22 protein-coding genes and 2 tRNA genes are annotated in these 23,009 nt (G+C 67.4%); 13 read left to right on the forward strand and 11 right to left on the reverse strand.

Annotated features, from left to right (window positions below; translation table 11 throughout):
* Positions 1-131: 131 nt before the first annotated feature.
* The 8 genes from DEI98_RS01630 to rpmH form a co-directional block, all read right to left on the reverse strand.
* The gene (locus tag DEI98_RS01630) at positions 132-1,100 is read right to left on the reverse strand and encodes a ParB/RepB/Spo0J family partition protein (RefSeq protein ID WP_111099686.1); all 969 of its coding nucleotides are present in this window, start codon (positions 1,098-1,100) and stop codon (positions 132-134) included.
* Positions 1,100-1,993 (reverse strand): ParA family protein, encoded by an 894-nt coding sequence (locus DEI98_RS01635; protein WP_269149421.1) that lies wholly within the window; start codon positions 1,991-1,993, stop codon positions 1,100-1,102. Before DEI98_RS01635 ends, DEI98_RS01630 begins: the two co-directional genes overlap by 1 nt.
* Positions 1,994-2,074: 81 nt before the next feature.
* Positions 2,075-2,734, reverse strand: a complete 660-nt coding sequence (rsmG, locus tag DEI98_RS01640; protein WP_111099687.1) for a 16S rRNA (guanine(527)-N(7))-methyltransferase RsmG — start codon at positions 2,732-2,734, stop codon at positions 2,075-2,077.
* A complete protein-coding gene (locus DEI98_RS01645) occupies positions 2,731-3,231 on the reverse strand; it encodes a R3H domain-containing nucleic acid-binding protein (RefSeq protein WP_111099688.1) in 501 nt (166 codons plus the stop codon). The genes rsmG and DEI98_RS01645 overlap by 4 nt, the downstream gene beginning before the upstream one ends.
* On the reverse strand, positions 3,232-4,200 hold the full coding sequence (gene yidC / locus DEI98_RS01650) for a membrane protein insertase YidC (RefSeq protein WP_111094121.1): 969 nt from the start codon (positions 4,198-4,200) through the stop codon (positions 3,232-3,234).
* A gap of 8 nt (positions 4,201-4,208) precedes the next feature.
* Positions 4,209-4,589, reverse strand: a complete 381-nt coding sequence (gene yidD, locus DEI98_RS01655; RefSeq protein ID WP_017887819.1) for a membrane protein insertion efficiency factor YidD — start codon at positions 4,587-4,589, stop codon at positions 4,209-4,211.
* The gene (gene rnpA / locus DEI98_RS01660; protein WP_110863685.1) at positions 4,586-4,936 is read right to left on the reverse strand and encodes a ribonuclease P protein component; all 351 of its coding nucleotides are present in this window, start codon (positions 4,934-4,936) and stop codon (positions 4,586-4,588) included. Before rnpA ends, yidD begins: the two co-directional genes overlap by 4 nt.
* 47 nt (positions 4,937-4,983) lie before the next feature.
* Positions 4,984-5,121, reverse strand: a complete 138-nt coding sequence (gene rpmH, locus DEI98_RS01665; protein WP_022889115.1) for a 50S ribosomal protein L34 — start codon at positions 5,119-5,121, stop codon at positions 4,984-4,986.
* Positions 5,122-5,635: 514 nt separating this feature from the next.
* Here rpmH and dnaA point away from each other — a divergent pair.
* From dnaA to DEI98_RS01715, 10 genes are all read left to right on the forward strand, one after another.
* Entirely contained in the window at positions 5,636-7,090 is a 1,455-nt protein-coding gene (gene dnaA / locus DEI98_RS01670) for a chromosomal replication initiator protein DnaA (protein ID WP_071404155.1), read from the forward strand.
* 407 nt (positions 7,091-7,497) lie between these two features.
* The gene (gene dnaN / locus DEI98_RS01675; RefSeq protein ID WP_111099689.1) at positions 7,498-8,643 is read left to right on the forward strand and encodes a DNA polymerase III subunit beta; all 1,146 of its coding nucleotides are present in this window, start codon (positions 7,498-7,500) and stop codon (positions 8,641-8,643) included.
* Positions 8,644-8,714: 71 nt separating this feature from the next.
* The gene (gnd, locus tag DEI98_RS01680; protein WP_110863683.1) at positions 8,715-9,602 is read left to right on the forward strand and encodes a phosphogluconate dehydrogenase (NAD(+)-dependent, decarboxylating); all 888 of its coding nucleotides are present in this window, start codon (positions 8,715-8,717) and stop codon (positions 9,600-9,602) included.
* Positions 9,603-9,633: 31 nt separating this feature from the next.
* Positions 9,634-10,947 (forward strand): DNA replication/repair protein RecF, encoded by a 1,314-nt coding sequence (gene recF, locus DEI98_RS01685; RefSeq protein WP_111099690.1) that lies wholly within the window; start codon positions 9,634-9,636, stop codon positions 10,945-10,947.
* Positions 10,947-11,447, forward strand: a complete 501-nt coding sequence (locus tag DEI98_RS01690; protein ID WP_111099691.1) for a DUF721 domain-containing protein — start codon at positions 10,947-10,949, stop codon at positions 11,445-11,447. Before recF ends, DEI98_RS01690 begins: the two co-directional genes overlap by 1 nt.
* Positions 11,448-11,580: 133 nt before the next feature.
* Positions 11,581-13,584 carry a DNA topoisomerase (ATP-hydrolyzing) subunit B gene (gene gyrB, locus DEI98_RS01695; RefSeq protein ID WP_071404134.1) on the forward strand — a complete coding sequence of 668 codons (2,004 nt, stop codon included), beginning with the start codon at positions 11,581-11,583 and terminating at the stop codon, positions 13,582-13,584.
* Between the two features lie 114 nt (positions 13,585-13,698).
* A complete protein-coding gene (gyrA, locus tag DEI98_RS01700; RefSeq protein ID WP_071404135.1) occupies positions 13,699-16,356 on the forward strand; it encodes a DNA gyrase subunit A in 2,658 nt (885 codons plus the stop codon).
* On the forward strand, positions 16,349-16,756 hold the full coding sequence (locus tag DEI98_RS01705) for a DUF3566 domain-containing protein (RefSeq protein WP_027466922.1): 408 nt from the start codon (positions 16,349-16,351) through the stop codon (positions 16,754-16,756). The genes gyrA and DEI98_RS01705 overlap by 8 nt, the downstream gene beginning before the upstream one ends.
* A 75-nt stretch (positions 16,757-16,831) precedes the next feature.
* A tRNA-Ile gene (locus DEI98_RS01710) sits at positions 16,832-16,908 on the forward strand.
* A gap of 56 nt (positions 16,909-16,964) precedes the next feature.
* Positions 16,965-17,037, forward strand: a tRNA-Ala gene (locus DEI98_RS01715).
* Between the two features lie 451 nt (positions 17,038-17,488).
* On the opposite strand, the gene DEI98_RS01720 is transcribed toward DEI98_RS01715, so the two are convergent.
* Positions 17,489-18,064, reverse strand: a complete 576-nt coding sequence (locus DEI98_RS01720; RefSeq protein WP_110863680.1) for a hypothetical protein — start codon at positions 18,062-18,064, stop codon at positions 17,489-17,491.
* A 115-nt stretch (positions 18,065-18,179) separates the two neighbouring features.
* On the opposite strand from DEI98_RS01720, the gene DEI98_RS01725 reads away from it, so the two are divergent.
* Both DEI98_RS01725 and DEI98_RS01730 read left to right on the forward strand, forming a co-directional pair.
* Complete coding sequence (locus DEI98_RS01725) at positions 18,180-18,719, forward strand: peptidylprolyl isomerase (protein WP_027466924.1); 540 nt, start codon at positions 18,180-18,182, stop codon at positions 18,717-18,719.
* A 7-nt stretch (positions 18,720-18,726) separates the two neighbouring features.
* On the forward strand, positions 18,727-19,581 hold the full coding sequence (locus DEI98_RS01730; protein WP_111094124.1) for a rhomboid family intramembrane serine protease: 855 nt from the start codon (positions 18,727-18,729) through the stop codon (positions 19,579-19,581).
* A gap of 349 nt (positions 19,582-19,930) precedes the next feature.
* On the opposite strand, the gene DEI98_RS01735 is transcribed toward DEI98_RS01730, so the two are convergent.
* Positions 19,931-20,185 (reverse strand): cell division protein CrgA, encoded by a 255-nt coding sequence (locus DEI98_RS01735; protein WP_071404137.1) that lies wholly within the window; start codon positions 20,183-20,185, stop codon positions 19,931-19,933.
* An 81-nt stretch (positions 20,186-20,266) separates the two neighbouring features.
* On the opposite strand from DEI98_RS01735, the gene DEI98_RS01740 reads away from it, so the two are divergent.
* Positions 20,267-20,911: an aminodeoxychorismate/anthranilate synthase component II gene (locus tag DEI98_RS01740; protein WP_111022494.1), complete on the forward strand. Its 645-nt coding sequence runs from the start codon at positions 20,267-20,269 to the stop codon at positions 20,909-20,911.
* 272 nt (positions 20,912-21,183) lie between these two features.
* Here DEI98_RS01740 and pknB read toward each other — a convergent pair whose 3' ends face one another.
* Positions 21,184-23,001 (reverse strand): Stk1 family PASTA domain-containing Ser/Thr kinase, encoded by a 1,818-nt coding sequence (pknB, locus tag DEI98_RS01745; RefSeq protein ID WP_258370704.1) that lies wholly within the window; start codon positions 22,999-23,001, stop codon positions 21,184-21,186.
* Between the last annotated feature and the right edge of the window lie 8 nt (positions 23,002-23,009).

A 23,009-nucleotide genomic window follows, 5' to 3' on the forward strand; every position in this document is an offset into this window, starting at 1 on the left:
CCTCATTGCTGGAGCAGCCGCTGGGCACGCTGTGTTGCAATCAGAGCTGCCGGATGGAGTCGCAGGTGACCCAACCCCAGCCGGGGCGTCCCAGGGGGTCACAGCGCCGCACAGAGCCGCATGAAGCTGGTTCAGCCCTCGAGGGCATCCACCCCGAGCTCACCGAGGATCCGATTGAGGTCGTCGCCGTTCGCGAAGTCGATCGTGACGGAACTCTTGCGAGCACCGACTGCGATCTTCACCCGCGTGTTCAGGCGGTCGCCGAGCCGCTCAGCGAGATCGTTGAAGTGCGCCTGACGCTTCGACGGTTCGGTCTTCGGCTTCGCCGGCGGCGTCTTCGTGGAGAGTTGCTGCGCGATCGCCTCAGCAGCACGGACGGACAGGTCCTCGTTGACGATCTTCTCGGCCAGGTACTCCATCGCCTCGGCGTCCGGAGCGGCGAGGATGGCACGAGCGTGTCCGGCAGAGAGCACGCCTGCGGCCACTCGCCGCTGCACGGGGGAGGGGAGCCGCAGGAGTCGGATCGTGTTCGTGATCTGCGGGCGCGATCGACCGATGCGCTGTCCGAGCTGTTCCTGGGTGATCCCGAAGTCCGCGAGGAGCTGCTGGTACGCCGACGCCTCTTCCAAGGGGTTGAGCTGCGCCCGGTGGAGGTTCTCGAGCAGCGCGTCGCGCAGCATCGCGTCGTCGGGGGTGTCCTTCACGATCGCCGGGATCGTGCTCAGGCCGAGTTCCTTTGTGGCCCGCAGACGGCGCTCACCCATGATGAGCTCGTACTGGGGCTCGGTGCCCGTTGCGCCAGGGATCGGCCGGACGACGATGGGCTGCAGGACACCGATCTCGCGGATCGAGTGCACGAGCTCCTGGAGCTCCTCCTCGCGGAACTCCTTCCGCGGCTGTTGCGCGTTCGGGATCACGTCCAGCGGATTGAGGTTTGCGAGACGAGCCCCCGGCACGGCCACCAGCTCGTCTGCCGTCGGAGCGGATGCCGGCGATCCACCGGTCGGGAAGAACACGTCGACGGGACGGTCCTGCTGATCGGTCGCCGTCGGGATCAGGGCGCCGATGCCTCGGCCGAGTCCGGTTCGCTTCGGTGCCATCAGTGCTTCGCTCCTCGTGCTGCGATCTCGGCGGCCGCTTCCAGGTAGGACAGCGACCCGGTGGAGTTCACGTCGTACGCGACGACGCTCTGGCCGTAGCTCGGTGCTTCGCTCACGCGGACGGAGCGGGGGATCATCGCCTTGAGGACCTGGTCACCGAAGTGCTCCCGGACGTCATTCGCCACCTGGTTCGCCAGGTTCGTGCGGCCGTCGTACATGGTCAGCAGGATCGTGGAGACCCGGAGGTTCGGATTGAGGTGTCGCTCGATCAACTCGATGTTCCGCAGCAGCTGGCTCAGTCCTTCGAGCGCGTAGTACTCGCATTGGATCGGGATCAGTACCTCTTGCGCGGCAACGAAGGCGTTGATCGTCAACAAGCCCAGCGACGGCGGGCAGTCGATGAAGACGTAGTGGTACGGCTCGTCCAGCGACTGCAGGTACATGTCGAGCGCGGTCCGGAGACGCTGCTCACGTGCCACCAGTGACACGAGCTCGATCTCTGCCCCGGCGAGGTGAATGGTGGCCGGCACACACCACAGGGTGTCCGACTCGGGGGAGGCCTGCACGGTGTCGGCCATCGGTGCCTCATCGACGATCACGTCGTAGATGCTCGCGACCTCCGCCTGGTGATCCACGCCAAGCGCGGTTGACGCGTTGCCCTGCGGATCCAGGTCGATGACCAGGACACGAGCGCCGCCATGGGCGAGGCCCGCTGCCAGGTTGACGGTCGTCGTCGTCTTGCCGACGCCACCCTTCTGGTTCGAGACGGTGATGATCCGTGTCTCAGAAGGGAGCGGGAACTGCTGCGTGGCGATCGCGCGGCGGCGACGGTTCAGGTCGGCGATCTCGCGAGCGAGCGGTGTCGACGCGTCGTAGTCGGTCGATGAACTCAACGAGTGCCTCTTCCCCGGTTCGATGTTTCACGTGGAACGCGGAGCCACTGGCGGCCGGATGACCCGGCCCGAGCCGCAGCGTCAGTCAACTGTAGCCCGGAAGACGCGGGTGGTCTCGTCGACCACACCTTCTCCGAGCTCGAGCACCTCGACATCAGAGAGGCGCTTCCGAAGGATGACCTTCCGGGCCTTCTCGATCTCTTCGTCGACCCGCGCACCCTTCATCAGGATGAGCTGGCCGCCGGAGCGGACCAGCGGCACCGTGAGGGGGATGAGCTTCGACAGGGCGCTGACGGCGCGTGCGGTGACCTGGTCGACCACGACGTCGTCCGCTACGTCCTCAGCACGGCCGCGGAGCACCGTGACGTTCTGCAAGCCGAGCCGACCAGACTCACTGCGAAGCCAATCCGTCCGGCGCTCCATCGGCTCGATGAGGACGAACTCGACGTCCGGACGTGCGATCGCGAGCACGAGACCCGGCAATCCTGCTCCTGAACCGACGTCGGCAACGCGACCCCGGGCCTCCAGGAGGGGTGCGAGCAACGCGGAATTGAGGATGTGTCGCGTCCAGAGGCGGGGCAATTCGAGCGGGCCGATCAGGCCCAGCTCCTCACCCCGCCGCGCGAGCTCGTTGGTGAACGAGCGCGCAACCTCGATCTGGTCACCGAAGAGTGGTGCAGCCGCCGCGGGCTCAGCCTCGAGCACCGGGGCTGCATCGGTCGGGACGGGTGCGTCCGTCATCGGGTGACGACCGTGTGGCGGTCCCGACCCTCACCCTCGGACTCCGAGTGGAAGCCCTTCTCAGCGACCAGATCGTGCACGAGCTTGCGTTCGTACGACGACATCGGGGGGAGCGCAGCCGACGACGAACCGGCTTCGATGCGCTCGACAGCCGTGTCCACGAGCCGCTGGAGCTCGTCAGCACGGGCGTCCCGCGAGCCACCGACGTCGAGGATGAGCCGGCTGAACTCGCCGGTCTCGGCCTGCACGGCGATCCGGGTGAGCTCCTGCAGCGCCGTCACGGTGTCGGGCTTCGACAGCACGCGGAGTGCCTCGCCGTCATCGGTGACGGACAGGTACACCCGACCGGCGCGTTCCTCGATCTCGATGTCGCCGTCGAGGTCGCAGATGTCGAGGAGTTCCTCGATGTAGTCCGCTGCGATGTCCGCCTCGTCGCGGGCGTCCTCGGTCTCGGTGTCCGTCGTCTCGACGGCGCCTGCGGTGTCCTGCTCGGCCACTTACTTCTTCCCGTTCTTCTTCTGGCGCTGCTTGCCGACCGGCTGCTGACGCTGGGTGGTGACGCGCACGGGCTCGATCTCCGTCGCACCGGCGCCGGCACCGGCCTCGGCCAGAACCGGGGTGGCGGTCCCGCGACGCTGTGCCTTCTTGGCCAGGCGGGCTTCACGAGCCAGAGCGGCTTCGGAGCCGGGGGTCGGCATGCTGCGGATGACGAAGTACTGCTGCGCCATCGTCCAGAGGTTCGAGGCCAGCCAGTAGAACATGACACCGAGGGGGAAGCTCAGACCCGAGATCACGAAGACCAGCGGGAGGATGTACAGCATCATCTTCTGCTGGCGGTACATCGGAGACTCCTTGGTCTCCGGCGACATGTTCTTGGCGACGAGCTGCAGCTGCGTGATGAACTGCGACGCTGTCATCACGACGATCATGAAGCCCGCGATCGCACGGACCTCCCACCCGGAGGCGTTCGTGAACGTCTCGTGCAGGGGAGCACCGAACAGGGCCGCGTTGCCGAACGACGCCGCGAGGTCGTTCGTCAGCAGGCCGATGCCCGTCTTGTTGATCTGGGCCTCGTGCAGCACCGAGTACAGCGAGAAGAAGATCGGCATCTGCAGCAGCAGCGGCAGGCAGGAGCTGAGCGGGTTGGTCCCGGTCTCCTTGTAGAGCGCCATCGTCTCGCGGCTCATGGCCTCACGCGAGAACTGGTCCTTCTTGCCCTTGTACTTGTCCTGGATCTTCTTGAGCTGCGGCGCGACCTCGAGCATGCGGCGCTGCGACTTGATCTGCCGGACGAAGATCGGGATCAGCGCTGCGCGGACGACGAACGTCAAGAAGATGATCGAGAGCACCCACGTGATGCCCTCGTTCGGGTCCATGCCGATGTTCTCGAAGATCCAGTGGAAGCCGACGAGGATGGCCGAGACCACCCATTTGAGCGGCCAGAGGACGAATCCGATGATGTCCATGGGGACGGCTACGCCTTTCGAGTGCGCTGGGGGAGCAGGACCGGCCGGGCCGTTCCGACCGCGGGGTGCGGCTGCTGCGGGATCGGCGCGAGGACGAACCCGAACCGGTTGACGACGAACGGGTGACGGCGTTCCTTGACGTCGTCGATGCCACCAGCAGCCCAGGGGTTGCAACGGGCGATGCGCCAGGCGCCCATGGCGGATCCGCGGACGACGCCGTACTGCTGGATCGCGTCGAGGGCGTACCGGGAGCACGACGGGTGGTAGCGGCAGACGTTGCCGTACAGCGGAGAGATCACCGCACGGTAGGCCCGGAGCACGACGACGCACGCGTTGCGTGGGAGCAACGCGATGACCCAGGCAAGCCGGGTCCACAGAGTGCGGTTCATGCTGCCTTCTCCACCCCGCGCGCGAAGGAGCGCGTGACGTCTTCGAGCAGGGTAGGCCATCCGGCCTGCGATGCGGCTGGCAGTACACGGACCACCACGTCGAAGCCCTGTGGGGTCTCGTCGAGCAGGTCGTGCGCGATCGCCTTGAGCCGCCGCCTGATCAGGTTCCGTGTCACGGCGTTCCCCACCGTCTTCGCGACGATGAAGCCGAACCGCGTCGGTCCGTTGCGGTCGACCGGCTGACGGACCACGGACACGACGACGTGCGCCGTGGCGCTCTTGCGACCACGACGCACGACGTTCCGGTAGTCATCCCCGCGCACGATGCGGTTGGCGCTGGCCAACACTGCGACGCCGGGGTCAGACCGAGGACCGGATCAGGCGATGAGCCTGATCAGGCCGAGAGCTCGGTACGGCCCTTGGCGCGGCGCGCCGACAGGATGGCGCGGCCGGCACGCGTCCGCATGCGGAGGCGGAAGCCGTGCTTCTTGGCGCGGCGGCGGTTGTTCGGCTGGAAGGTGCGCTTGCTCATGATGTTCTCCACACGGCTGCTCGCGGCGAGCCGTCACGTATGTGTAGCCGTCCGGGTGTCGAACGACGCAGATGGGCGCGACCAAAGGGCCGCAGTCAACTGGTTAACGGTACGTGACAGCGGCGAGCAGGTCAAACCCCGCCCGGACCGGTTGCGTCGGCGCCGTCGGGTCTGCCGCTGCTCGAGCCCATTCTCCACATTGGGGACAACTTCCGTTCGGTGGGACTCGGTCCGGTCCTTTACAGTGGTGTGATCGATCGCCCCGATGGCCGGTACGACAGGGAAGTACTCCTGTCGGACGGCTCGAGGTGGTCGTGGACAACACTGTGGACAACCCTGTGGGAACCTCCGCGGCAACGAGGCGTCGACGAAGCCCCCGGAGCCACCGACGATCCGCCGGCGACGACCTGGTCCCGAGTGCGGTCGCCGAGGACGCCACGGCATGTCCGACCCCGCAGGACGCACCCTCGTCCGGCAGCGAACGCACGACACGACCCCTGGAGACGAGCGCGACATGACGATGCCGGCCGACCCCGTCGAGGACCTCTGGTCATCCGTACTCGGACTCCTCGCCGAGGACCCCCGCATCACGCCGCAGCTCCACGGGTTCCTGAACCTGGTCGAGCCGAAGGGCGTGCTCGCCGGCACCCTGTACCTCGAGGTCCCGAACGACCTGACCCGGGGCATGCTCGAACAGCGCATCAGGATCCCGATCACCGAGGCGGTCGGTCGCATCGGTGACGACTCGGTCGCGAACTTCGCCATCACCGTCAACCCGGACATGGCGTCGGAGCCGCGGGTTGACCCGAACGTCCCCGAGTACGCCGAGCCCGTGCAGGAAGCCGTCGAGCAGAGTGCCGCACCGCGCCAGTACATCGAGGCGCCGTTCGTCCCGAGCCAGATCGACTCTCCCGGCACCAGCGGTCGGCCCGAGTCGCGACTCAACCCGAAGTACAACTTCGACAACTTCGTCATCGGCTCGTCGAACCGGTTCGCCCACGCGGCAGCGGTCGCCGTGGCTGAGGCACCGGCCAAGGCCTACAACCCGCTCTTCATCTACGGGGACTCCGGGCTGGGCAAGACCCACCTGCTCCACGCCATCGGGCACTACGCCGAGAGCCTCTACCCGGGGATCCGCGTCCGGTACGTGTCGAGCGAGGAGTTCACCAACGACTTCATCAACTCGATCGCGAACAACCGCTCGAACCAGTTCCAGCAGCGGTACCGCGACATCGACATCCTGCTGATCGACGACATCCAGTTCCTGCAGGGGAAGGACTCCACGCAGGAGGCCTTCTTCCACACGTTCAACACGCTGCACGACCACAACAAGCAGGTCGTCATCACGTCCGACGTCGCGCCGAAGCACCTGACCGGGTTCGAGGACCGGATGCGATCGCGCTTCGAGTGGGGCCTGATCACCGACGTGCAGGCGCCCGAGCTCGAGACGCGCATCGCGATCCTCCGCAAGAAGGCACAGTCCGACCACCTGCAGGTGCCCGACGACATCCTCGAGTTCATGGCGTCGAAGGTGTCGAGCAACATCCGCGAGCTCGAGGGCACCCTGATCCGGGTCACCGCGTTCGCGAGCCTGAACCGGACGGCCGTGGACATGGCCCTGGTGCAGACAGTCCTCAAGGACCTGATCACCCTCGACGAGGACAACGTCGTCGCGCCGACGGACATCATCAACCACACCGCGGAGTACTTCAAGCTCTCCGTCGACGACCTGTACGGGTCGTCCCGCTCCCAGGCGATCGCCACGGCACGACAGATCGCGATGTACCTGTGCCGTGAGCTGACGAGCCTGTCCCTGCCCAAGATCGGGCAGCTGTTCGGCAACCGCGACCACACCACCGTGATGTACGCGAACAAGAAGATCACCGAGCTGATGAAGGAGCGTCGGTCGATCTACAACCAGGTCACCGAGCTCACCAGCCGCATCAAGCAGGACCGCCGTTACCGCTGAGATCGGCCCGTTCCCGGCCCCATCCACCATCTGAGACGGTTCCATGGGCCGGACTTCTCACAGTGTGGATAGCCTGTGGATAACTGTGGAGGACACGCCGCCCGGTTGTACACAGGTGGGGGGTCACCTGTGGAGACTGGGGATGGAAGTGGATAGATGAGATTCATTCATCCCGTTAACGCTCACACACCGCTCACAAGTCACAACCGTGTAGTTCCCTACTGCGGAGCGGGATGCACAGGGTTATCCACAGTGTGCACAGGCGTTAACACCATTACTCCTGGTTAACGATCAATCTCTGCGGGACAACCTTGTGGACGGCGGGATGACAAGAAATCCAGCCCCCGTCCGCCTGTGCCAGAATGGGGCGGCCGGACAGTCCAAGCCGATCGACAGGGGTTCCAGCTGTGAAGTTCGAGGTCAACCGGGACGTCTTCTCCGAAGCCGTCTCCTTCGCAGTGAAGCTCCTCCCGCAGCGCACGACCCTCCCGATCCTGTCGGGCGTCCTGATCCACGCCGACGGAGATCGTCTGACGCTCTCGTCGTTCGACTACGAGGTGTCGGCGCAGACGTCCATCTCGGCCCAGATCGACGAGCCGGGCACGGTCCTGGTCTCCGGTCGACTGCTCAACGACATCGCGAGCCGACTCCCGAACGCCCCCGTGTCGTTCACCACCGAGGACGCCAAGATCTCCGTCTCCTGCGGATCGGCGCACTTCACGCTGCTGTCCATGCCCGTCGAGGAGTACCCGACGCTGCCGGAGATCGGCCCGCAGACCGGTGTGATCCCCGGCGACGCGTTCTCCGAAGCGGTGTCCCAGGTCGCCGTCGCCGCCAGCCGCGACGACGTCACCCCCGTCATCACGGGCGTGCAGCTCGAGGTCGGCGACAACGACCTCTCCCTCATCGCCACGGACCGCTACCGCGTCGCCGTCCGCACCATCGCGTGGGACTCCGGCCGAATCGGCTCGGACCCCCTGCACGCACTGGTCCCGGCCCGCACCCTGCAGGAGGTCGGCCGCACGTTCGGTTCGGCGTCCACGGTGTCGGTCTCGATCAGCGGCAACTCCGACCGCGAGCTCATCGCGTTCCACGCCGACGACAAGACCGTGACGTCGTTGCTCATCAAAGGCAACTACCCGCCGGTCCGCCGGCTCTTCCCCGAGACCGTCAACGACCACGCGGTGATCAACACCGCGGAGCTCGTCGAGGCGGTCCGACGGGTCTCCCTCGTCCTGGAGCGCGAAGCGGCGCTCCGGTTCTCCTTCACGGTCGACGGGCTCACGCTCGAGGCGATCGGATCCGAACAAGCGCAGGCGTCAGAGTCGATCAGTGCGTTGTTGACCGGCGAGGAAACGGTGGTCTCGTTGAAGCCCGCCTTCCTCCTGGACGGACTGAACGCGGTGCACTCCGAGTTCGTCCGCATCTCCTTCACCAAGACGGAGAACCCCAACAAGCCGGGCCCGGTGCTGATCACCGGCCAGACTTCGCAAGAGGCCGCAGCGACCGATGGATACCGGTACCTGCTGCAGCCGAACCTGCTGCTGCGATAGGCGCAACAGGCAACCTGCGCTGGCGCACACCACCGGCAGCATCAGCGCGACGACGAACAGAAGAGGAAATCATGCACATCGGTCTTGTCGGCCTTGGTCGCATGGGCAACAACATGCGTGCCCGTCTCCGCAACGCAGGGATCGAGGTCACCGGGTACGACGCGAACCCCGCCGTCTCGGACGTCGCCGACCTCGGCGCCCTCGCCGCTGCCCTCCCGGAGGGCAAGCGTCTCGTGTGGGTCATGGTCCCGCACGGCAAGATCACCGACGACGTGATCACCGACCTGGCCGGCGTCCTCGGCGAGGGCGACCTGGTCATCGACGGTGGCAACTCGAAGTGGCTGGACGACACCACGCACGCCGAGCAGCTCGCTGCGCGCGGCATCCGCTACATGGACGCCGGCGTCTCCGGTGGCGTCTGGGGCAAGGACAACGGCTACGGCCTCATGGTCGGCGGTGACGCCGCGGACGTCGAGTTCGCGATGCCCGTGTTCGACGCGCTGCGCCCCGAGGGTCCCCGTGAAGAGGGCTTCTCGCACGCCGGCCCGATCGGCGCCGGCCACTACGCGAAGATGGTCCACAACGGCATCGAGTACGCGATCATGCAGGCGTACGGCGAGGGCTACGAGCTCCTCGAAGCCAAGGACCTGATCACCGACGTCCCCGCCGTGTTCGCCGGCTGGCAGCGCGGAACGGTCGTCCGTTCCTGGCTGCTCGACCTGATGGTGCTCGCGCTGAACGAGGACCCGAAGCTCGACGAGCTCGAGGGCTACGTCGAGGACTCGGGTGAGGGCCGCTGGACGCTCGAAGAGGGCATCGAGCTCGCCGTGCCGATGCCGGCGCTCTCGGCGTCGATCTTCGCGCGCTTCGTCTCGCGTCAGGGCAGCGCCTCGCCGACGATGAAGGCCGTCGCGGCGCTCCGCAACCAGTTCGGCGGTCACGCCGTCAAGAAGTCCTAGGACTTCCCGGGGGAACCCGGACTCGGCCCGCGTGCACGTCGACCATCTCCAACTGACCGACTTCCGGAACTACCGGGAGGCGGACGTCGACCTCGCACGCGGGCCGAACCTGTTCGTCGGTCGCAACGGACAGGGCAAGACCAACCTGGTCGAGGCGATCGGGTACCTGTCCACCCTCGGCTCGCACCGCGTCCCAACCGACGCTGCTCTCGTCCGTCAGGGATGCGACGCCGCGATCGTCCGGGCACGGCTCGCCCACGAGGACCGCAGCATCCTCGCCGAGGTGCAGATCAACCGCACCGGTGCGAACCGTGCGCAGGTGAACCGCTCCGCGATCAAACCGCGCGAGCTGCCGCGCTACTGCACGAGTGTGCTCTTCGCCCCGGAGGACCTCGCCCTCGTGCGGGGCGAGCCGGCCGGGCGACGCCGGATGCTCGACGAGCTGCTCGGCCAGATCGCACCGCGGATGCAGGGCGTGCTCGCCGACTACGACCGCACGCTCCGCCAGCGGAACACCCTGCTGAAGTCGGCCCGTGCCACCGGCGCGAAGGCGAACGCCCTGTCGACGCTCGACGTCTGGGACGACCGGCTCGTCGGACTCGGCGCGGAGATCGTCGCGGCCCGTGACCACCTGACCCGGCGGCTCGCTCCCTTCGTGGCCGAGGCCTACGCGACCGTCGCCGGCGAGCACCACGACGCCTCGATCACCGGCGTCCTGTCGATCCGCGGTGGCGACCCCGAGTCCGCGGCAGCCACCGACCCCGTGCTCGGGACCCCCGACGAGCCCGTCACGGTCGCGTCGGCGGCCGAGGCCTTCGCGGCCGCGCTCGAGCGTCGTCGCCGGGACGAACTCGACCGCGGGCTCACCCTCGTCGGACCGCACCGGGACGACGTTCTGTTCCAGCTCAACGGGTTACCAGCCCGCGGGTACGCGAGCCACGGCGAATCCTGGTCCTTCGCGCTGGCCATCCAGCTCGCGAGCGCCTCGATCCTGCGCGCCGAGTCGAACCTGGGTGACCCGATCATCATCCTCGACGACGTCTTCGCCGAACTCGACGAATCGCGGCGGGAACGGCTGGCGAACGCCGTCGCCGACTACGAGCAGGTGCTCATCACGGCCGCGGTGTTCAACGACGTGCCCCCGAAGCTGGCGGCGCACACCGTGCGGATCGAGGCGGGCACGATCGTGACCGACGAGGCGGACGCGACCCGGGCCTCCAGTCCGGCGACGGACGCGACGGACGCGACGGACGCGACCGACGTGACCGACGAGGCGGACGCGACCGACGCGACCGAGCCGACGGATGCGGACAGCAAGACGGACCCGACCGAAGCCGACGCCTGATGCCGAAGCCCCGCAAGCCCACCGAACCCTCGCAGGTGTACCGCCACCTGCGCGCGGTGTTCGGTGACCCGTCCAAGCGCGGCACCGATGCCCGCCGCCGCCGTGTCCGCGAGTTCGACGCCGACACCGTGCCGTACGGGCGCGGCCGTGAGCCGAAGGGCCTCGCGGACATCGTCGGTTCGCTCGCCCAGGAACTCGGTTGGACCGAACCCCTCGCCCGCTCCGAGCTCTTCGTGGACTGGCCGAGCGTCGTCGGCGAGGAGCTGGCGAAGCACTCCCGACCGGTGACCATCGAGGACGGCGCACTCGTCATCCGGTGCGACTCGACGGCCTGGGCGACCCAGCTCCGACTGATGCGTGCGACGGTCACTACGACCATCGCGGAACGGCACCCCGAAGCCGGGGTCGAGTCGATCAGGGTTTCCGGCCCGGACGCCCCCACGTGGAAACGCGGCCCCAGGACGGTCCAGGGGCGCGGTCCTCGCGACACCTACGGTTGAGGCGACGAAATCATCCTGGAGTGCCAGAAAAGCCCGTCTGCGGGGCAGATGAGCCCTCGAAAGAGGGGGCTCTGCGGTAGACTGGGAGGTGCAGTGCGCGGGCGTTCCGCGCGCAGGCAGGAGCACGCTCGACATGGCAGCAGAATCTGAAGACGACCGGCAGAACCCGCTCGGCGCGGAGACCCCGCAGAGCGAACCGTCCTACGGCGCAGACCAGATTCAGGTGCTCGAGGGGCTCGAGGCCGTCCGCAAGCGCCCGGGTATGTACATCGGTTCGACCGGCCCTCGCGGCCTGCACCACCTGGTCCAGGAGATCGTCGACAACTCCGTCGACGAAGCCCTCGCCGGGTACTGCGACACCATCGACGTGAGCATCCGTGAAGACGGTGGCGTCCGCGTCGTCGACAACGGCCGTGGCATCCCGGTCGACGTCCACGCGGCCGAGGGGGTCTCGACCCTGCAGGTCGTCCTCACCGTCCTGCACGCCGGCGGCAAGTTCGGCGGTGGCGGGTACGCCGTCTCCGGCGGTCTGCACGGCGTCGGTTCGTCCGTCGTGAACGCGCTGAGCTCCGAGCTCGACGTCGAGGTCCGTCGCCAGGGCCACGTCTGGCGCCAGAGCTACACCGACGGTGTCCCCGTCGCGCCCGTCTCCAAGGACGAAGAAACCGACGAGACCGGCACGACGATCACGTTCTGGCCGAACGCCGAGATCTTCGAGTCCGTCGTCTTCGACTACGAGACCCTGCGCACGCGGTTCCAGCAGATGGCCTTCCTGAACAAGGGCCTGCGGATCAACCTCCGCGACGAGCGCGCCCCGGAAGAAGGGGAAGAGGCCCGCAACGACACCTTCATGTACGAGCGTGGTCTCGCCGACTACGTCGAGTACATCAACGCGCAGAAGAAGGCCGACCTCGTCCACCCGGACGTCATCGGCTTCGAGTCCGAGGACCCGGAGCGCAAGATCGCGCTCGAGGTCGCGATGCAGTGGAACACCTCGTACCAGGAGAGCGTCCACACCTTCGCGAACACGATCAACACGCACGAGGGCGGCACCCACGAAGAGGGCTTCCGTGCAGCACTGACGACCCTCGTCAACCGCTACGCGCGCGAGACGAAGATCATCAAGGAGAAGGACGACAACCTCACGGGTGACGACATCCGTGAAGGGCTGACGGCCGTCATCTCCGTGAAGCTCGGCGAGCCGCAGTTCGAGGGGCAGACGAAGACCAAGCTCGGCAACACCGAGGCGAAGTCGTTCGTGCAGCGCGTCGTCGGCACCGAGCTGACCCACTGGTTCGAGAGCAACCCGACGCAGGCACGCGACGTCGTCCGCAAGGCGATCCAGGCGTCGCAGGCGCGGCTCGCCGCCCGCAAGGCGCGCGAGACCACCCGCCGCAAGGGGCTGCTCGAGTCGGGCGGCATGCCCGGCAAGCTCAAGGACTGCCAGTCGAAGGACCCGACCGTGTCGGAGATCTTCATGGTCGAGGGCGACTCCGCCGGCGGTTCCGCCGTGCAGGGCCGCAACCCGATGACCCAGGCGATCCTGCCCCTGCGCGGCAAGATCCTGAACGTCGAGAAGGCCCGGCTCGACCGCGCCCTCGCCAACCAGGAGATCCAGTCGATGATCACGGCGTTCGGTGCCGGCATCGGTGAGGACTTCGACCCGGACAAGGCCCGGTACCACAAGATCGTGCTGATGGCCGATGCCGACGTCGACGGCCAGCACATCACCACGCTGCTGCTCACGCTGCTGTTCCGCTACATGCGTCCGCTCATCGAGCACGGCTACGTGTACCTCGCGCAGCCGCCGCTCTACCGCCTGAAGTGGTCGAACTCGGCGCACGAGTACGTGTTCAGCGACCGGGAGCGCGACGCCCTGATGCAGGCCGGCCTCGCAGCCGGTAAGCGCATCCCGAAGGACAACGGCATCCAGCGCTACAAGGGCCTCGGCGAGATGGACTACAAGGAGCTCTGGGACACCACGATGAACCCGGACACCCGCACGCTCCTGCAGGTCACGCTCGAGGACGCGGCTGCGGTGGACAGCACCTTCTCGACGCTGATGGGTGAGGACGTCGACGCGCGTCGCCAGTTCATCCAGCAGAACGCCAAGGACGTCCGCTTCCTCGACATCTAACGGCCAGGAGGCGCGGCGTGAGCCGCGTCGACCAGTCCTGACCACCTGTGGTCGCGCCCGGTGCGACCAACGGAACCACAGCCTCCAGGCTGTCCAGAAAGGGAACGAAGCCACATGGCTGACGACAACGAGAACGGCGCCGACGAGCAGCCCGAGATCGTCCACGGCGACAGCGGGGACATCGTCGTCTCCGGTGACCGCATCTCGCAGGTCGACCTGCAGCTCGAGATGCAGCGCTCGTACCTCGACTACGCGATGTCGGTCATCGTCGGTCGTGCCCTGCCGGAGGTCCGCGACGGCCTCAAGCCGGTGCACCGCCGTGTGATCTACGCGATGTTCGACGGCGGCTACCGCCCGGACCGTGCGTTCTCGAAGTGCTCCCGCGTCGTCGGTGACGTCATGGGCCAGTTCCACCCGCACGGTGACTCGGCGATCTACGACGCCCTCGTCCGCCTGGTGCAGCCGTGGTCGCTCCGGTACCCGCTCGCGCTCGGCCAGGGCAACTTCGGTTCGCCGGGCAACGACGGCGCCGCCGCTCCGCGGTACACCGAGACGAAGATGGCGCCGCTCGCGCTCGAGATGGTCCGCGACATCGACGAGGACACCGTCGACTTCCAGGACAACTACGACGGCCGCACCCAGGAGCCGGCGATCCTGCCGGCCCGGTTCCCGAACCTGCTCGTCAACGGCTCGGTCGGCATCGCGGTCGGCATGGCCACGAACATCCCGCCGCACAACCTGCGCGAGGTGGCCGAGGGTGCCAAGTGGGCGCTCGACAACCCCGACGCCACCCGTGAAGAGCTGCTCGCCGCGCTCATGCAGCGCATCAAGGGCCCGGACTTCCCGACGGGTGCGCAGGTGCTCGGTACCAAGGGCATCCAGGACGCTTACCGCACCGGCCGTGGCTCGATCACGATGCGGGCCGTGGTCTCGGTGGAGGAGATCCAGGGTCGCACCTGCCTCGTCGTCACCGAGCTGCCGTACCAGGTCAACCCGGACAACCTGGCGATCAAGATCGCCGAGCTGGTCAAGGACGGCAAGCTCGCCGGTGTCGCCGACATCCGTGACGAGACCTCCGGCCGCACCGGGCAGCGCCTGGTCATCGTGCTGAAGCGTGACGCCGTCGCCAAGGTCGTGCTGAACAACCTGTACAAGCACACCCAGCTGCAGGAGAACTTCGGCGCGAACATGCTCGCGATCGTCGACGGGGTGCCCCGCACCCTGCCGCTCGACGGCTTCATCTCGGCGTGGGTCGCCCACCAGGTCGACGTCATCGTCCGCCGCACGCAGTTCCGGCTGCGCGAGGCCGAGAAGCGCGCCCACATCCTGCGCGGCTACCTCGCTGCGCTCGACGCCCTCGACGAGGTCATCGCGCTGATCCGTCGCTCGCCCGACGTCGAAGAAGCCCGCACCGGGCTGATGGACCTGCTGTCCGTCGACGAGATCCAGGCGCGCGCGATCCTCGAGCTGCAGCTCCGTCGTCTCGCCGCCCTCGAGCGTCAGAAGATCCACGACGAGGCCGAAGAGCTCGAGCGCAAGATCGCCGACTTCCAGGACATCCTCGGATCGGAGAGCCGCCAGCGCTCGATCATCCGCGACGAGTTGAGCGAGATCGTCGACCGCTTCGGCGACGACCGCCGTACCGAGATCATGTTCGGCTACGACGGCGACATGTCGATGGAAGACCTGATCCCCGAAGAGGAGATGGTCGTCACCATCACCCGCGGTGGCTACGTCAAGCGCACGCGCAGCGACCAGTACCGCTCGCAGCACCGTGGCGGCCGAGGTGTCCGCGGGGCCCAGCTTCGCGCCGACGACATCGTCGAGCACTTCTTCGTCACGACGACGCACCACTGGCTCCTGTTCCTCACCGACCAGGGCCGGGTCTACCGCGCCAAGGCGTACGAGCTGCAGGAGGCCGGCCGCGACGCGAAGGGCCAGCACGTCGCGAACCTGCTCGCGATGCAGCCCGACGAGCAGATCCAGCAGGTGCTCGACATCCGCGACTACGAGGTCGCGCAGTACCTCGTCCTCGCGACCGAGCACGGTCTGGTGAAGAAGACCGCGCTCACCGAGTACGACACGAACCGCACCGGCGGCATCATCGCGATCAACCTGCGCGACGGCGACAAGCTCCGGCAGGCGCTGCTCGTCGACGAGCACGACGACCTGCTCCTGGTGTCCCGCCAGGGCATGTCGCTCCGGTTCACGGCGACGAACGACACCCTGCGTCCGATGGGTCGCTCGACCTCGGGTGTGAAGGGCATGTCCTTCCGCGACGGCGACTCGCTGCTCGCGGCCCGCGTCGTCTCCGACGACGGCTTCGTCTGGGTGATGACCGAGGGCGGCTACGCCAAGCGCACCGCGGTCGACCAGTACCGGGTGCAGGGCCGTGGTGGTCTGGGCATCAAGGTGGCCAAGTTGGCGCTCGACCGAGGCGATCTTGTGGGCGCTCTCATCGTCGGCGAGGACGACGAGGTGCTCGTCGTGCTGCAATCGGGCAAGGTGGTAAGGTCTGCCGTGGCCGAGGTCCCTGCCAAGGGCCGTGACACGATGGGCGTCGTCTTCGCGAGGTTCGCGGAGAACGACCGGATCATCGCGGTGGCCCGGAACACCGAGCGGAACCTGGACGACCAGGACGACGCCGAGATCGAGCCCGCGGGCCCGGTGGAGACGGTCAGCCCTGCCGAAGCGGCCCCGGATTCCACTGATCCCATCGACACCGAGCCCGTCGCAGACGAGGCCGGAGAGGACCAGTCAAGCAATGAGTAGTGTCGCCGAGAAGCTCCAGAAGAAGGCGAAGCGACCCGTCGGCACCCGCCAGGTGCGGTTGCGACTGGTCTACGTCGACTTCTGGTCGATGGTGAAGCTGAGCTTCCTCATCGCCCTGGCCGGCAGCATCGTGATCGTGGTCGCCACGGCACTGGTGTGGGTCATCCTCAACCAGACGGGTGTGTTCACCCAGGTCGACGCCCTGTTGAAGGACGTCACCGGGCAGAACAGTTACTCGATCATGGACCAGTTCTCGCTGGGCCAGGTCCTCGGGTTCTCCATCGTCGTGGGCATCCTCAACGTGGTCGTCGGCACCGTGCTCGGCGCCATCGTGAGCGTGCTCTACAACCTCAGTGTTCGGATCACGGGCGGTCTGCTCGTGGGCTTCACGAACAACTGACACACCCGGGCCGGATGGGCCCACTGCTCGATTTCGTTCCGGCGGGATCGTACGGTAGGCTTTCATCCGGTCTGAGGGGCTATAGCTCAGGCGGTTAGAGCGCTTCGCTGATAACGAAGAGGTCCAAGGTTCAAGTCCTTGTAGCCCCACCAGTTCTCCGGAACAGCACGACAATCCCATCCTGTCGCCGATCACCTCGGTGGCACTCGGGGCCTTAGCTCAGTTGGTAGAGCGCCTGCTTTGCAAGCAGGATGTCGGGAGTTCGATTCTCCCAGGCTCCACTCGCATCAGCCCCTGGTTGCCGACTCCGTCGTCTTCCCAGGGGCTTCGTTCTGTGCCCATGCGCGCCGCCGCCCCTGCGGCGCGATCGTCGCGGGCGGCTCGGTCGTCGTGCTGGTCTGCGTGCCTTCGGCGACGCGCCGCTCCGCGATTGCTCGGTCCGCCACCGCGTCATCCTCGTCGAGTGGTCACGACATGCCGCGTGCGGTTCGCCGAGGTGGCTGGAACTGTCGTCTGCGCGTCCTCCGCACGACGGGTTGCGACCTCTCGGTGGCGTCACCGGGGCGCGTTGCGTGAGCGCGTGGCGGACGGGAGGCGCGGTGCCAGGTCGGCGCGGGCCTCCAGGTCGGTGGGTGGGTGCGTTCACGGCACGCGGTGCGCAGGTTCAGTGCGTGCCCGGGGAACGACGAAGGGCCCCGGCAGCAGCCGGGGCCCTTCGTACGAACCGGGAGGTCAGGCGGCGGGCTTCTCCGCCGTGTCAGCGTCGTCGGCGACCCACAGGTCGTCGTCGGCGCGGAGCGTCTGGTACGCGGCGTACGCAGCACCGGCGACGGCGACGACGCCGACGATGATGAGTGCGACTCCGCCGAAGCCGAGACCCTTCTTCTGCTGCGACGGGACGTACTTCGCGGCAGCCTTCTTCGCGCTCTTGCTCTTCTTGTGCGCGTTCTTCACGATCTTCTTGACCCGGGGGTCCTTCGCGAGGTCGGTCACGCTCAGCACCGAGCCAGCGGTCGAGACGAGTCCGGGGACCACCTCGGACTGGAACTTGTGCGAAGCGCTCTGCGCTGCCGAGGTGGCAGCGTGCACGCCGGTGGCGAACGCGGGACGGATCCCGTTGTCGATCGCGTTCTGCACGCGGGGTGCGATGTCCTTGCGAGCTGCGTCCGCGGCGTTCGACCGGGCCTCAGCCAGGATCGCGTTCGCGTGCTCGAGGACCTTGCGCTGCTCGCCGAGGAGCGAGGCGGTCTGGCCCTTGAGCTTCTTGATCTGCTTCCGACGCTTTCGCGGGATCTCGATCGTCGTCATCTGGTACCTCCATCGGATCGGCGTGACCCCATCCTGCCACCACACTGCCTGACAGGTCACGGAACCGCAGCTGTGCAATCCGTCCGCGGTCAGGAGTACATGCGAGAATCGGAACATGTCTCTGCACACCGCTGTCGCAACGATCCACACCAACAAGGGCGACATCCGCGTCAACCTGTTCGGCAACCACGCACCGAAGACCGTCAAGAACTTCGTCGACCTCGCCACGGGCCAGCAGGAGTGGACCCACCCCGGCACGGGCAAGGTCTCGACCGACAAGCTCTACGACGGCGTGATCTTCCACCGCATCATCAAGGACTTCATGATCCAGGGCGGCGACCCGCTCGGCCAGGGCATCGGTGGCCCCGGGTACCGCTTCGACGACGAGATCTCCCCGGAGCTCACGTTCCAGAACCCCTACATCTTCGCCATGGCGAACGCCGGCATCCAGGGCGGCCGCGGCACCAACGGCTCGCAGTTCTTCATCACCACGGTGGCGACGCCGTGGCTGCAGGGCAAGCACACCATCTTCGGTGAGGTCGCCGACGACGAGTCCCGTGCGGTCGTCGACGCGATCGAGGGCGTCCCGACCGACGGTCGTGACAAGCCCGTCGAGGACGTCGTCATCCAGAGCATCGACGTCGAAGGCGTCTGACCAGCACGTGACCGACCAGGCGTACAACCCGAACAACACCTGCTACCGGCATCCGGACCGGCAGAGCTTCGTGCTCTGCCAGCGCTGTGGGCGGACGATCTGCCCGGAGTGCCAGACGCCGGCGGCGGTCGGGGTGCACTGCCCGGAGTGCGTGCGTGAACAGCGCGCACAGTTCGCAGCGAACCGCCGAGCGTCCGGAGCCCCCAGTGGGCTCACGGTCGCTCGGCGGCGCTTCGCCATGCTCGACCAGAAGGGCACGACCGTCATCGTGGCGATCACGGTGGCGATCTGGTTGCTCGACCAGGTCAGCGGGCGGTTCTTCACGAGCTTGCTCGCCTACAACTCGCTGCTGCTGCCGACGCAGCCCTGGCGTGTGGTGACCTCGCTGTTCGTGCACTCGGGCATCTTCCACATCCTGTTCAACATGTGGGCGCTCTGGATCTTCGGTCGGATGCTCGAGAACATGCTCGGCACCTGGCGGTTCGTGGCGCTGTACTTCATCACGGGGATCTTCGGGTCCATGCTCGTCACCTTCCTGGCGCCGGGGACGACCGTGCTGGGTGCTTCGGGTGCGATCTTCGGGCTGTTCGCCGCGTTCTTCGTGCTGCAGCGCAGCCTGGGGAACAACGCCGTGCAGCTCCTCGTGCTCATGGGACTGAACCTGGTCATCGGGTTCCTGCCCGGCGTCAACATCTCGTGGCAGGCGCACGTCGGCGGGATCATCGGCGGCTTCCTGATGGGGTTCGTCTTCGCACAGACGCGCAACATCCGGAAGCGTCCGCTGCAGATCGCGCTGATCATCGGCGCGGCGGTGCTCGGCATCGCGCTCACCGCTGTGGGGTACGCGGTCACGATCGGCTGACACGGGCACAACGCTCCCCGAACGCCCCGTCGCACTGCGGCGGGGCGTTCGTCGTTCCCAGGGCTGTCCGTGTCCTGCTCGTCCACAGCTGTCCACAGCGCTGCTGCGAGTTATCCACCGGTGTGGAGAAGTCGGTGAGTTACACCAGTGTGATTATCCCCACTGTGGAATCGGTTGTGGATAACTCCGGGGTCGGGATGTGGATGACGGTGTGGAGAATGGGGAAAAGTGTGGAGAACGGTGGGATCCTCGAGGATGTGCGTTCCAGGAGCGCTTGAGCTTGTGGAGAACGACGACGCCCGCCGCACCTTGCGGTGCGACGGGCGTCGGGAGAACAGCGGGCTGAGGGTCAGCGCCAGCGGGTGGTCATGAGGAAGCCGACGAACATGATGCCGAAGCCGACGACGATGTTCCACGAGCCGAGGCTCGGAACCGGCAGCGTGGCGTTCGAGATGTAGAAGACGATCACCCACACCAGACCGATGAGCATGAAGCCGAACATGACCGGCTTGAACCACACCGGGTTCGGGGCGTCCCCCGCGGTGTCGACCGAGTCAGCTCGGGTCGTCCGGGCGGGCTTGGTGCGGTCCTTGTCCTTGGCCATGGCCGGTATCCTACCGTGACCACGTGTGTGGATCGGCCCGCGGACCGCCGCACACATCCCCCACGAGTACGGTGAACCGCCATGACCAGGATCCTCGTCGTCGACAACTACGACAGCTTCGTCTACACGCTCAACGGGTACGTGCAGCAGCTCGGCGCCGAGACCGATGTCGTGCGCAACGATGCCTTCCCCGAGTCCGAGATTGCCGACCGCATCGCCGAGTACGACGGCGTGCTGCTGTCGCCCGGCCCGGGAACACCGGCGGCTGCCGGCGTCTCGATCCCTACGGTGCACGCGGCCATCGCCGCCGAGACCCCGCTGCTCGGCGTCTGCCTGGGACACCAGGCCATCGCGGAGGCACTCGGCGCCACGGTCACGCACGCCGAGGAGCTCATGCACGGCAAGACCTCCGAGGTCGACCACGACGACAGCGCGCTCTTCGCCGGTGTCCCGCACCCCTTCACGGCCACGCGCTACCACTCGCTCGCGATCGTCGACGGTACCGTCCCCGACGAACTCACCGTGACTGCGCGCACCGAGGGCGGGGTCATCATGGGCGTCCAGCACCGGGCGCACCCTGTGTTCGGCGTGCAGTTCCACCCGGAGTCGGTCCTGACCGAGGGCGGGTACCGCATGGTCGGTAACTGGCTCGAGACCACCGGGCTGTCCGGCGCAGCTGAGCGCGCCGCCGACCTCGGGCCGCTCATCGCGACGCACCGCGCCTGACGAACATCCCATGGCGGCAGACGCCGTCGTGTCACCGAGACGCCGCCGGATCCGGCGGCGTCTCGTCCGTTCCGGGGCGTCTTGCTGACACGACGGCGTCTCCCGGGCGCTGGATCGCACCGTCTGCGTGACGTGCGGTCGGTTGCGGGCGGGCACCGTGCCTCCAGGCCGTCAGGAGCGGAGGCGACGAGCAAACGTGCCTGTGGGCACGGAGGGCGGACGGGAGGCCCGTCACCCGCCCGTCAGGACGGTCGCGTCACGAGACGGTCGGCTCAGCGGCCGTCGTCACCCTGGTCGTCGCCGCGATCGTTGTTCCCGCCGCTGTCGTTCTTGTCGTTGTTCGACGACGGTGCCTTCGGCGGCGCCGCAGCTCGTGCGCAGTAGGTGAGCGTGACGGCACTGCCCTGGGTGACGTCTCCGGCAGGGGTGTCCTGCTGGGTCACGAGTCCGCCGGTGCACGAGTAGGACGGCGCCGGGTTCACGGTGAGCCCGAGCTGCTCGACGGTGGCCTTCGCCGCCGAGTACTGCTGCTGCGTCACGTCGGGCAGCTGCACCTTGCCGTTGGAGATCGTGAGGTTGATCACGATGCCCTTGGTGTGCAGTGAACCCGACTCGGGGTCCGAGCTCAGCACCGTGCCCTCAGGGACGTCGGCCGAGTAGTCACTCGAGATCGCGCCGAGGCGGAATCCGGCATCGTCGAGGGACTGTTGCGCAGCCGCTTGCGATTGCCCGTTGAGCTCGGGCACGGGGACGCGTTCCGGGCCGAGGGAGACCACGACGTCGACGTTCTGGTTGCGCCCGACGTTCACCCCGGAGCCCGGGTCCGTCCGGATGACCGTGCCCTTGTCGACGCTGTCGGAGTTCTCCTCGACCTTGACGGGCTTGAGGTCCTTCTTGTCGAGGGCGCTGGCCGCGGCGCTGTAGGTCGACCCCGCCACGTTGGGCACGCTGACCGAGGACGACACCGGCGGCTTGCCCGGCTGCAGGTTCGCGACGAAGAACACCACGGCGACGATGACCGCGACGGTGAGCAGGATCCCGACCCAGATCCACGCGACCGGGGGACGGTTCTGCGTGCGCTGCGGTCGGTGCTCGGCGGTGTCGTCGTCGAGCTCGCGGAACGCCGATGCGGCGTTGGTCGTCGTGCGGGGGTCGACGCCGAAGAGCACGGTCGAGGCGTCGTTCGCCGCGTTCTGCTGCTGCTTCTTCGTGGACGCGGGCACCCGGCCGGCTGCGGCCTGCTGCAGGTCCGAGCGGAACTCGGCCGCGTTCTGGAACCGGCGCGTGCGGTCCTTGACCAGGGCGTGGAGGGTCACGGCGTCGAGAGCCGGGGACACGTCGGGCGAGATCGTCGACGGTGCGACCGGCTGCTCGCTGACGTGCTGGTAGGCGACCGCCACCGGGGTGTCCCCGAGGAACGGTGCGCGACCGGTGAGGAGCTCGAAGAGCACGACGCCGGTGGAGTAGAGGTCGGTGCGGGCGTCGACGGTCTCGCCGCGGGCCTGCTCCGGTGAGAAGTACGAGGCGGTTCCGAGGATCGACGTGGTCTGCGCGACCGTCGCCGAGGTGTCGGTGATGGCCCGGGCGATGCCGAAGTCCATGACCTTGACCTGGCCGGTGTGGGTGACCATGACGTTGGCGGGCTTGATGTCGCGGTGGACCACGCCCGCACGGTGCGAGTACTCGAGCGCGGTGAGGATGCCCTCGGTGATGCGCACGGCTTCGTCCGGGGCGACGGCGCCCTCGGCGATGATGTCGGAGAGCGGACGGCCCTCGACGTACTCCATGACGATGAAGGGGACCTGCACCTCGGCGCCCGACGGCTCGGAAACCGTCTCTTCGCCGGCGTCGTACACGCGGACGACGGTGGGGTGGGCCATGCGTGCAGCGGCCTGGGCTTCCTGCCGGAACCGCGTGCGGAAGGCCGGGTCGTTGGCGAGGCTCGGCTTGAGGAGCTTCACCGCGACCTTGCGGCCGAGGCGGGTGTCGTTGCCGAGGTGCACGGTCGCCATGCCGCCCCGACCGATGACGTCACCGATCTCGTAGCGATTGGCGAGGAGCGTGATCCCCGCGGTCACACCTTCTGGCACGTACTCCT

Source organism: Curtobacterium sp. MCLR17_034 (assembly GCF_003234485.1).
Taxonomy (GTDB): Bacteria; Actinomycetota; Actinomycetes; order Actinomycetales; family Microbacteriaceae; genus Curtobacterium; species Curtobacterium flaccumfaciens.

Coding starts and splice junctions, on each gene's coding strand:
- yidC (WP_111094121.1), bottom strand. CDS start 4,200: ATGGACATCATCGGATTCGTCCTCTGGCCGCTCAAATGGGTGGTCTCG.
- DEI98_RS01725 (WP_027466924.1), top strand. CDS start 18,180: ATGTCTCTGCACACCGCTGTCGCAACGATCCACACCAACAAGGGCGAC.
- dnaA (WP_071404155.1), top strand. CDS start 5,636: ATGACGATGCCGGCCGACCCCGTCGAGGACCTCTGGTCATCCGTACTC.
- rpmH (WP_022889115.1), bottom strand. CDS start 5,121: ATGAGCAAGCGCACCTTCCAGCCGAACAACCGCCGCCGCGCCAAGAAG.
- rsmG (WP_111099687.1), bottom strand. CDS start 2,734: ATGACGGACGCACCCGTCCCGACCGATGCAGCCCCGGTGCTCGAGGCT.
- DEI98_RS01630 (WP_111099686.1), bottom strand. CDS start 1,100: ATGGCACCGAAGCGAACCGGACTCGGCCGAGGCATCGGCGCCCTGATC.
- DEI98_RS01705 (WP_027466922.1), top strand. CDS start 16,349: ATGAGTAGTGTCGCCGAGAAGCTCCAGAAGAAGGCGAAGCGACCCGTC.
- gyrA (WP_071404135.1), top strand. CDS start 13,699: ATGGCTGACGACAACGAGAACGGCGCCGACGAGCAGCCCGAGATCGTC.
- yidD (WP_017887819.1), bottom strand. CDS start 4,589: ATGAACCGCACTCTGTGGACCCGGCTTGCCTGGGTCATCGCGTTGCTC.
- DEI98_RS01740 (WP_111022494.1), top strand. CDS start 20,267: ATGACCAGGATCCTCGTCGTCGACAACTACGACAGCTTCGTCTACACG.
- DEI98_RS01690 (WP_111099691.1), top strand. CDS start 10,947: ATGCCGAAGCCCCGCAAGCCCACCGAACCCTCGCAGGTGTACCGCCAC.
- DEI98_RS01735 (WP_071404137.1), bottom strand. CDS start 20,185: ATGGCCAAGGACAAGGACCGCACCAAGCCCGCCCGGACGACCCGAGCT.
- gyrB (WP_071404134.1), top strand. CDS start 11,581: ATGGCAGCAGAATCTGAAGACGACCGGCAGAACCCGCTCGGCGCGGAG.
- DEI98_RS01720 (WP_110863680.1), bottom strand. CDS start 18,064: ATGACGACGATCGAGATCCCGCGAAAGCGTCGGAAGCAGATCAAGAAG.
- gnd (WP_110863683.1), top strand. CDS start 8,715: ATGCACATCGGTCTTGTCGGCCTTGGTCGCATGGGCAACAACATGCGT.